The organism is Microcystis sp. M049S2, assembly GCF_020245625.1.
Classification (GTDB): Bacteria; Cyanobacteriota; Cyanobacteriia; order Cyanobacteriales; family Microcystaceae; genus Microcystis; species Microcystis ichthyoblabe_A.
Genome location: NZ_JADBUN010000282.1, coordinates 1 through 7,121 on the forward strand (window position 1 = coordinate 1; position 7,121 = coordinate 7,121).

Here is a 7,121-nt window from a genome sequence, read left to right on the forward strand (position 1 = left end):
GGGATTATTTGCCTTGAGTGATTGGCTCAAAAAGGCGATGGCTTACTTTCCTAAAAGCTGCCAGACAATTCGGCGGTGGATTGACGAAATAACTGCCTATTTTGATAACCGAACAACCCAGGGAACAGTGGAAGGAATTAATAATAAACTGAAGGTGATTAAAAGGAGAGGCTATGGATTTAGAAACTTTAAAAACTTTAGTCTTAGATGTTTATTAAATTGGCATTTTGCTAGTTGATTTTACATGGTAAGTTCGGAAGAACCTAGCTTTTTTATCTCAAAAATTGCCAAGAATATACTTTTAACTTAGATAATATTCGTGGACCTAACGTTAAGTATCCCAATCAAAAGAAAAATGGTAAATATCGTTGTAATCCCCTCGGTAAAAATCCTTCTGATGTGTGGGAAGTTCCTAAAGTCACTACAGGAAAAAAGCGCAGTTCTAAGGAAAGAACCGGACATCCCGCACAATTTCCTTTAGCAGTTGTCGAGAGAATTATACAAGCTTCATCTAATCCGGTAGAAATAATTCTTGATCCCTTTGCTGGTTCTTGTTCCACGGGAATAGCGGCCTTGGGATTAGGAAGAATTTTTGTGGGTTTTGAAATTCGACCAGACTATTGCGAGATAGCTGCAGAGAGATTTAAAAGATTTAAAAAAGAAAGAAGCAATACTTATATTCAAGGCTCATTATTATAGTATTAAAAACGGATTTGGTATGATTAGCCTTTTTTAACTTGTTTTCGCAGTTTCAATCATTGGAAATGCGATCGCCAATAAAAGTAGCAGAGTCCGGCAGTTACCCCAAGACTAAGAATTGTTATCCCCGTCGGAATTTCCCACATCCCCGACTCACTTACTAAAAATATGTTGTACTATTGTAATAAGAGGATTTTTTTCCTGAAAAATTGTCATATTCGAGGTTTTGATTATGCCTTATACAAACGAAGAAGGTGGACGCTTAAATAATTTCGCCGCCGAACCGAAAGTTTATCAAGCGACCCCCCCCACTAAATCGCAACAACGTAATTATCTTTTCTGGGGTGTTGCTGCGATCACACTTGTCGGTGGACTGTTAGCCGTCGCTTTTTACGCATCTCAAGCTGGCTAAAATTTAGTCCCTCGTAGTTGCGATTTAGCCCCTTTCACTCCTCTTTACCGCTAATATCACAACTACTCCCTATTTTAAGGCTTTTGACCCTGAATTAATGCCACTGCTGACTGAGACTTAGCCGCAGTCCCCTGTTTACCCTGAGATAACGCTAGACGAGCTGCTTCCTCTAAATCAGCGATCGCTTTTTCCCTGTTTCCCAATTTATAATGGGTTAAACCCCGATTGTGGTACGCTTCGGCAAAATTAGCATTGATTTTCAGACTCTCATCATAGTCCCTTAAAGCCATTTCCTGCTGTCCGGCTCGATTATAGGCCAGGGCGCGATTATAGAAAATGCGATCCTGTCCTCTGGTTCCCTGTAAACTCAAAGCTTTTGTGTAATCCTCGATCGCTTCTAGGTGTTTACCTAAGTCATCCTTAGCATTACCGCGATAAATAAAGAAATCGGCAAAATTTCCGTTTAAAGTAATCGCTTTTGTGCAATCTTCCACGGCTGCCTCGTATTTTTTCGTCAGATAATGCACATAACAACGATTACCGAGAGCATTAACATAATTGGGGTTGATTGTCAAGGCCTGGGTATAATCTGCGATCGCTCGCTCGTACTGGCCGAGAACTAACTCCGCATAGCCGCGATTATAGTAAGCATCGGCATCCTTCGGTTCTAATTGTAGAGCTTGAGTAAAATCTGCGATCGCCCCTGAGTAATCCCCTGCGGTTAAACGATCCACCCCCCGATTATAAAATTCTACAGCTTTCACGGGGTTAGCGGTAGTTTGAGCGCTTAGGGGAGAGATAGTCAGTAAAAAAGTCGCTATAGCTATAATAATTGTCAATTTTTTCTTAATTTTCATAATCCGTTCACCTAAACAATTCAAGGTAAAATTAAACAGCCCTACTTACAGGTCAAAATATCATGATTAAATCTCTTTTGGCGACTTTCCTCCTAATTACCACCCTTCTCTTTACCGCTTGTGCAACTCCCATCGCTGGACTGCAAGGATACACCAGTGGCAGCCAAGGCTATCAATTTTTATATCCTAAGGGTTGGACGCAGGTGGATGTGAAAAAAGTTGCGGGAGTAGATGTGGTTTTTCATGACTTGATCGAAACGAGCGAAAATTTAAGCGTTATTATTAACCCCGTCCCCGACAATAAAACCTTAACAGATTTAGGGACCCCCTCGGAAGTTGGCTATCGTCTCCTGAAAAATAACAGTCTTAACCCCAATCTCGATAAGGAAGTAGAATTAATTCGCTCAGAATCTCATCAAATCGATGGACAAGATTATTATATCCTCGAATATCAAGTTAAATTAGCCAACGGTCAAGAACGTCATAATCTGGCCAGCGTCACGGTTAATAATCATAAACTCTATTCTTTTAATCTTTCCACTTCCCAAAAACGTTGGACTCAAATTCAAGAACTCTTTGAAACTATCGTTGATTCTTTCTCGGTTAGTTAGGGAAATAGGCAACAGGCAACAGTAAAATGTAGGGTGCGTTAGTCGTAACGCACCACTTATGATCAACTAGGTAGCCAGTTACAATTAAAGATAACATACTTACTTAATCAGTAAACAGTGAAAAGACAGTAGGAAACTTCTATTTAATACTGTCACTTAAAACTCAAATCTAATAACTGGTAACTGATAACTGATAACTGATAACTGGTAACTGAATATGAGTAACTCGGAAGAAAATAGACTAGATAGACTCGAATCTCTTGCTGAAAATACCCTAACAGAACTACGGGAGATTAAATCAGGATTACAGGAGATTAGATTAGGATTAGAGGAGATTAAATTAGGATTACAGGAAACCAATCAGGGATTAAAAGAAACTAGAGCGATCACTAATTCTAACGCCAAATCGATCGAAGCGTTAACTAATAGTCTTGCTGAGTCTAAAAAAGAATGGGAAAAAGACAGACGGGGACTTTATCAACTGCTAGGACAATTAACTCGATCGATGTCGGATTTTTATGAAGTTCAGTCAGATTTTTACAATCGATTTGACACAATTGAAGAAAGATAATCACGCATGGTTGAGATTTTAGATCGTTATTTTCCCCCCGAAAATCCTGCTAATTCCTAGCAGGTTTTGCCATAGCATTGTTAGGTTTTCCAGGTTGGGGAGATTTTTCAGTTATCAGTTACTCCTGTCTTCTGTCTCCTGTCTTCTATCTCTTTTTACTGAAAAAACTATGTCTATTCCCTTGATTCTTGCTTCCGCTTCTCCTGCGCGTAAAAAACTTTTACAAATGGTGGGAATCGATCCGATTGTGCGGGTGAGTAACTTTGATGAATCGACAATTAATGCTGATGATACTCTCCATCTTGTCCAAACTTTAGCCCAATGTAAAGCACAAACGATCGCCCCCCAATTTGATACAGGATTAATTCTTGGTTGTGATTCCGTCTTAGAAGTAGCGGGGGAAGTCTATGGCAAACCCAAGGATAAATCAGAAGCGATTGAGCGTTGGCAAAAAATGCGCGGTCAGGTGGGTACACTCTATACAGGTCATGCTTTAATTGATCGAGTTAATCATCAAACCTTGACTCGTTGTGGGATCACTAAAGTTCACTTTGCCAATATCAGCGATCAAACAATTATTGCCTACGTTGACACCGAAGAACCTCTCAAATGTGCCGGCTGTTTTGCCCTAGAAGGAAAGGGGGGTCTATTCGTGGAAAGATTAGAGGGATGTCACAGCAATGTTATCGGTTTAAGTTTACCCCTATTTAGGCAGATGTTAACGGATTTTGGCTACCAAATCACTGACTTTTGGTGATCTTTTTGCCGATAATTTTCCCAAATTTATTGGCAAAAGGGCTTGACAAATTCTCAGATTTGCGTTAACCTTTTATTATAATAGGAATCCGTGTCGCCCGGCGAACCCCTCTTTTTTCTATCCGATAGCCCCAAAATTTTTAACCCTTTCCTTTTTACTTTTTCCCGAAAAAACTATGTCTTGCTTGCGCGTGGGAATTGCCGGTCCGGTGGGTTCAGGAAAAACAGCCCTGCTCGATGCCCTGTGTAAAAATTTGCGGGATCAATATCCGATCGCCGTAGTCACCAATGACATTTATACTCAAGAAGATGCCCAATTTTTAGTGCGATCACAAGCTTTAGCCCCGGAAAGAATTTTAGGAGTAGAAACGGGAGGATGTCCCCATACAGCTATTCGCGAGGATGCCTCAATTAACTTAGTTGCCATTGAACAGTTAGAGAGAAAATTTGCTAACTTAAAGCTAATTTTTCTGGAAAGTGGCGGCGACAACTTAGCGGCAACCTTTAGCCCGGAATTAGTGGATTTAACCATCTATGTGATTGACGTGGCAGCCGGAGATAAAATCCCTCGCAAAGGTGGACCTGGTATCACCAAATCGGATTTATTGGTAATTAATAAAATAGATTTAGCCCCGATGGTGGGGGCAGATTTAGGAGTGATGGATAGAGATGCCAAAAAGATGCGCGGAGATAAACCCTTTATCTTCACCAACTTAAAAACACGGGAAGGATTAGATCGAGTGATTGCCTTTATCGAAAAGAATTTAACTGTAGTTTAGACTAAAAAATTCGCCTAAAAATAATCCAGCCTTATGAAAATAGCTGAAATCAAAAATCTTGAAGCAAAAAGTAGAGTTAGGATGCTTTTGTTGCCGATTTTTTAGGGGTTGAATGTCGTTTTTTCACAGTAGGATAGGTCTTTCTTTTAGTTTTAGGTGGTTGAGCGGGCGAACCAATCTCTATCAAAAGGGAAAACAGAGACTGTGCTACCCTTTCAGGAGTTAATAGGGTTTGCGGTTTTTGCCAAGGAAGATGATAATCTGCTACCAAATCGGCTCTTCTGGTTTCTGTGTGGAAACGAGGTCTATACTGATAGTTTCTTCGACAAAATAGTCCTAAAAGTGTTGCCCGATAAGCATTTCACGATTCCATAAGCAAAAATTATCACACAAAGTCGAGAAGAGCCCCAAATCTTTGGCTAACCATAATTGCCAAGTCATCAACGGCATTAAATCACTCCATCTCTCACATTGAACAGGTGTACTTAAAGAAGGTAAAGTCCAATGTAATCTTTGCGAGCGCAAAGCGATACCAATGGTCAACTCCAAAACGACGTGCATATTGTGACCAAACTTTTTCTAAGGATAAAAATGCCTCTCCCACCCAAATTAACCATAAGGGGCGATGTGCATCTCCCGTTTTTTTAGGATTCAACCTTTTCACTTTAATTAGACTTAATTTCTGCTGAGAAGCTGTTTTAAAATGTATAGTCATTTCAGATAAGTCTGATACAGTCTAGACCGACAAAATCCTTAGGAACTCTGGGATTGATATTCTCAATCTTAATTGAAATGACTATAAATTGTCTGCCATGTTTTTTCGGTCTTCCCTTACCCCCATAAGCTTCTGGTTCGCCATATAGACAACAATTAGAGCGGATTCTCATCAGTTTACTTGCTTGGATATCTGCTGTTTGATTTACCCATGAACTATTGCCGTATTCACAATCTAATACTACCAAAACTTTTTGTTGAATTGTTTTGCAGACTTCTTGGAGTTGCCATTTGGCTTTAGATATCGGTGTTTCAAAGGATGTGATTCTTTCATGTCTTAAGGGTAATGCCCAACTTCTTTCCCCTTCGGGTAGCCAGACAATGGTGCTTGGCCCTTGTCCTAATACTGTTCCATTTTTTGATGCCGCGCTATGTTGATAGCCTCTATCTTTCATCGTTTTAGCATCCTTCAATTCCCATGCTGTATGATCTATTGCTAACAAAACATACTCCAGTTCTGGTATTTCCTGAACATACCTTTTCATTAACTGGTTTCGGTTGGGACGACAATCTTCAAGAGATTCGTATGTACTATGCCATTTCCTTCTGAAGAAAGGGGACAGTGACAAGTCTCCCAAGCAATAGGCATTTCTGGTGGTCATGATGCTATCCATTAAGTCAAAGGTGGCATCTTTGGCATTACCTAACAGTTGGTAGGTATCTTGGCGAAATCTGGTATATCTGTTATATTTGGTCATAGAGAGAGGATAAATTCTTTAACATCTTTTATTTTCTCTTTATTTTGCTTGATTCTTCCTCTTTTTTCTTTTTAGGTTTCTCATTTAGTCTAAACTACAGTTTCATTTTTTCTCACTTTAAAAACTTCTATTTTTCTTGATATTTTTCGTCCATGACTATTATCTTGTTCAAGAAAACAACTTTCTGGCTTTGAGGAATTAATCAGGTCTTGTATTCGCTTATAAAGATTTTTCTGATTTCCTTTAACGGTGATAACATAATCATTTTTACTCTTGGCTATTAAGCTGATTGTTTTTTTCTGACAGTGTCAAGCATCGCCATTAAAAACTTTATTTTGGAGAGGGCAATCTTCAATTATAGCTTGACCTTCGTCGATTTCAGATCCTTTTTTGTTTTCGATTCTTTTTAAGTGTAATACTAATCCACTTTCTTGACTAAACAATGAGACAAACATAATAAAATTTTGTTGTTTATTGTTAGGATTATTTAGGGTGTTTTTTAGACTTTTTCCATCTATGCCTAGCCAATTTATGTCATCTCTTTGTCCATATTCTTCTAATGCCCATTCATTAAATATTTTTAACAAACTCTGCCAGTAAACTCCCATCATTACCCTTCTAATTGTTGAATAGGATGGGACTCTTTCTGGAATTGTGTTAAATTATTGACTGAGCCTGTGCCGACCCGGCTCTTCTCGACTTTGTGTGATAATTTTTGCTTATGGAATTGTGAAATGCTTATCGGGCAAGACTTTTAGGGCTATTTTGACGAAGAAACCATCAGTATAGACCTCGTTTCCACACAGAAACCAGAAGAGCCCCGACCCTTCGACTTGGCTCAGGGCAAGTTATTTTTAGCAAACTCTCCTAGCTCTCTATAACCTGAGTATCCTAGCATTGTTCCCAGTATTATTACTACTAATACTATCCATAAAGGGTGTCTTTTTCCTTTATCTTTCCGAAA

7 protein-coding genes and 3 pseudogenes are annotated in these 7,121 nt (G+C 39.2%); 7 read left to right on the plus strand and 3 right to left on the minus strand.

Going from position 1 to position 7,121, the window contains the following annotated elements; genetic code table 11:
* From IM496_RS21545 to psb34, 3 genes and pseudogenes are all read left to right on the plus strand, one after another.
* Window positions 1-238, plus strand: a 238-nt coding sequence (locus tag IM496_RS21545; protein WP_287663277.1) for a transposase, incomplete at its 5' end; no start/stop codon positions are given.
* 29 nt (window positions 239-267) lie between these two features.
* Window positions 268-699 (plus strand): annotated as a pseudogene (locus IM496_RS21550) (DNA-methyltransferase); the annotation flags it as partial.
* A 232-nt stretch (window positions 700-931) separates the two neighbouring features.
* The gene (psb34, locus tag IM496_RS21555) at window positions 932-1,111 is read left to right on the plus strand and encodes a photosystem II assembly protein Psb34 (RefSeq protein ID WP_045361589.1); all 180 of its coding nucleotides are present in this window, start codon (window positions 932-934) and stop codon (window positions 1,109-1,111) included.
* Between the two features lie 74 nt (window positions 1,112-1,185).
* Here the strand turns inward: psb34 and IM496_RS21560 are convergent, their stop codons facing one another.
* On the minus strand, window positions 1,186-1,968 hold the full coding sequence (locus IM496_RS21560) for a tetratricopeptide repeat protein (RefSeq protein ID WP_194016976.1): 783 nt from the start codon (window positions 1,966-1,968) through the stop codon (window positions 1,186-1,188).
* 62 nt (window positions 1,969-2,030) lie between these two features.
* Between IM496_RS21560 and psbP the strand changes: the two genes are divergently transcribed.
* The 4 genes from psbP to ureG all read left to right on the plus strand — a co-directional run bounded on the left by psbP (window position 2,031) and on the right by ureG (window position 4,685).
* The gene (psbP, locus tag IM496_RS21565) at window positions 2,031-2,579 is read left to right on the plus strand and encodes a photosystem II reaction center PsbP (protein WP_002789162.1); all 549 of its coding nucleotides are present in this window, start codon (window positions 2,031-2,033) and stop codon (window positions 2,577-2,579) included.
* A 217-nt stretch (window positions 2,580-2,796) separates the two neighbouring features.
* Window positions 2,797-3,150 carry a hypothetical protein gene (locus tag IM496_RS21570; protein ID WP_194016974.1) on the plus strand — a complete coding sequence of 118 codons (354 nt, stop codon included), beginning with the start codon at window positions 2,797-2,799 and terminating at the stop codon, window positions 3,148-3,150.
* A 169-nt stretch (window positions 3,151-3,319) separates the two neighbouring features.
* Entirely contained in the window at window positions 3,320-3,907 is a 588-nt protein-coding gene (locus tag IM496_RS21575; protein ID WP_149974340.1) for a Maf family protein, read from the plus strand.
* A gap of 175 nt (window positions 3,908-4,082) precedes the next feature.
* Window positions 4,083-4,685, plus strand: coding sequence for an urease accessory protein UreG (ureG, locus tag IM496_RS21580; RefSeq protein WP_194016972.1), 603 nt, complete (start codon window positions 4,083-4,085; stop codon window positions 4,683-4,685).
* A 76-nt stretch (window positions 4,686-4,761) separates the two neighbouring features.
* Here ureG and IM496_RS22800 read toward each other — a convergent pair.
* A pseudogene (locus IM496_RS22800) lies at window positions 4,762-6,157 on the minus strand (transposase).
* 101 nt (window positions 6,158-6,258) lie between these two features.
* Window positions 6,259-6,840 (minus strand): annotated as a pseudogene (locus tag IM496_RS21600) (ISAs1 family transposase); the annotation flags it as partial.
* Window positions 6,841-7,121 lie beyond the last annotated feature (281 nt).

What these genes read in the sequence shown, in the direction of transcription:
- psb34 (WP_045361589.1), top strand. Translation starts at nt 932, where the DNA reads ATGCCTTATACAAACGAAGAAGGTGGACGCTTAAATAATTTCGCCGCC.
- IM496_RS21560 (WP_194016976.1), bottom strand. Translation starts at nt 1,968, where the DNA reads ATGAAAATTAAGAAAAAATTGACAATTATTATAGCTATAGCGACTTTT.
- psbP (WP_002789162.1), top strand. Translation starts at nt 2,031, where the DNA reads ATGATTAAATCTCTTTTGGCGACTTTCCTCCTAATTACCACCCTTCTC.
- IM496_RS21570 (WP_194016974.1), top strand. Translation starts at nt 2,797, where the DNA reads ATGAGTAACTCGGAAGAAAATAGACTAGATAGACTCGAATCTCTTGCT.
- IM496_RS21575 (WP_149974340.1), top strand. Translation starts at nt 3,320, where the DNA reads ATGTCTATTCCCTTGATTCTTGCTTCCGCTTCTCCTGCGCGTAAAAAA.
- ureG (WP_194016972.1), top strand. Translation starts at nt 4,083, where the DNA reads ATGTCTTGCTTGCGCGTGGGAATTGCCGGTCCGGTGGGTTCAGGAAAA.